This window comes from Citrobacter sp. wls827, from assembly GCF_005280875.1.
Lineage (GTDB): Bacteria > Pseudomonadota > Gammaproteobacteria > Enterobacterales > Enterobacteriaceae > Citrobacter > Citrobacter youngae.
In genome coordinates, this window is sequence record NZ_SZWR01000027.1 from 4063 (window position 1) to 6118 (window position 2056).

A 2056-nucleotide genomic window follows, 5' to 3' on the forward strand; every position below is an offset into this window, starting at 1 on the left:
CGGAGTCTCCGTGAATGAGCACTGTCGCATCTGAGGGCGCAACCATCGCGATTTCATTAAGCAACTTCTGCATCGCCGGACTGCTGCCAATCATGCCAAACTGTACCGCCGACGCCGATGGCAGTTCGGCGCCCATTTCCCGCGTATGCGCCAGCGCCTTTTCCAGCGTCTCCTGCAGACAGTCAAAATCCAGCGGCTTGATTAAGTAGTCCAGCGCCCCGGTTTTAAGCGCCTCAACGGCGGTCTCTACGCTGGAGAACGCCGTCATGATCAAGACCGGAATCGCCGGATTCAGCGCTTTAATCTCTTTCAGCGTTGCGATACCGTCCATCTCCGCCATGCGTACATCACACAGCACTAAATCAAATACGCGTTCGCGCACCTGTTCCAGCGCCGCTCGCCCGCTATAGGCCAGCGCGACCTCATAACCCCAGCCGCGCAGCAGCGCCTGTAAAATGGTGCAGTGGCTGATATCGTCATCTACTACCAGAATATTGATTTTTCCGCGCGTCATCCTTGTTAATCCTGTTGTTTCGCTTTGGTCGGCAGCCAAAGGGTAAAGGTCGCACCTTTGCCCTCAACGCTTGCCACCTGAATGGTGCCACCATGCTGTTCGATAATGTTCTGCACTACCGCCAGCCCGAGGCCGGTTCCGTCAGCTTTGGTTGTAAAGTAAGGCGTAAAAATGGCCTCCAGCTGTTCCGCTGCAATTCCCTTCCCGCTATCGGTCACCACGATTTTAACGCGATCGCCGCTGCTTTCATTCGCTTCAACCGTGATCGTGCCCTGACAACCAATCGCATGAATGGCGTTCAGATACAGATTCAGCAGGACCTGCGTTAGCCGGTCAGGATCGGCCTGAATGGTTGGTAGTGCAGGATTTATCGTAAACCGTAATTGAATCTCCCGACTTTGAGCATCCTGGCTTACCAGATGCAATGAGTGGGTGATGACCTCGTTGAGATCCACCTGTTGCAGCGTCAGATGCGCTGGCTTCACCAGCTCCAGCAACTCGCTCACCACCCGATTTAAACGATCCGCCTCTTTCGCCATCACCTGTGCCAGCTCATGTGACTCGCCACCCGGCGGGGTTCGTTCGGCAAAATACTTCGCCAGACCTTTGATCGATGAAAGCGGATTACGAATTTCATGCGCCACTCCAGCCGCAAGATGCCCGAGCGCTAACAGTTTTTCTTTACGCTTCATCGCATCCTGAAGTTCTTTGTACGAGCGCTGATAGCGCTGATACCAGAAAAACGTAAGTACAGTTGCCAGTAGTACAGCCGCCAGCGCAGAGAGGACAATCAACGTGTTACGCCACTCTCTTGTCTGGGTCGCCGCCAGATCGCTGGCATCAAAGGCGATAAAAATGGTTTGTGCAGGGATGTTAAGCCGCCCGTCATTACTGGCGCAACTCGCCATGCCATGACGTCCTGGACCATACGTCGGCTGAAACTGGCGATAAATTTCCAGAGCCGGCGTGTTTTCACCGTCCCTCACTTGAATGTCAATATTTCGCCAGCTTTCTTGTTCTCCGGGATTAAGCTGCCGCAGGACATCCGGAGAATAGAGCGTTTTCCCGACCATCGCCGAATTGCTGTGAGTCATAATGACGCCATGCTCATCCACAACGGCAAACCATAATACGCCCGGCTGTACGGCCATTTGTTCCAGCAGCGTCTGCTGCTGGGCATGATGCATGCGCATACCCATACCTACGCGCGTACCAGACTCCAGAGCGCGAATGAGTACGCTGCCTTTTTCCAGTAGCGTTTGCCGTGCAGCACCGCTTTCCCGCCCATAGTCCCGAATGGTCATAACCGAAAACCAGCCAACCAAAATCAGGATTGCCGCCAGCAAGAGTCGGCTCAACCACTTTGCCGCCGTGTCTTTATACAGTCGCATACGCACTCCCTTTCCCACCGTTTCCTTTCTTCGCTTCAGGTATACAGCAGAAATCATGCCATTTTTTCCCCCTGATAACCCTGCCCTCAGACACAAACCGCTGAAAGTACCGGGTAAAAATGACCCGCTGGCGCGTTCTGGCGAGTCATTT

General features: G+C 54.0%; 2 protein-coding genes. Both read right to left on the reverse strand.

Annotated features, from left to right (window positions below):
- Positions 1-514, reverse strand: a 514-nt coding sequence (locus FDX03_RS23780) for a response regulator (protein WP_249357143.1), incomplete at its 3' end; no start/stop codon positions are given.
- Between the two features lie 5 nt (positions 515-519).
- A complete protein-coding gene (gene zraS, locus FDX03_RS21180; protein WP_137346544.1) occupies positions 520-1905 on the reverse strand; it encodes a two-component system sensor histidine kinase ZraS in 1386 nt (461 codons plus the stop codon).
- Positions 1906-2056 lie beyond the last annotated feature (151 nt).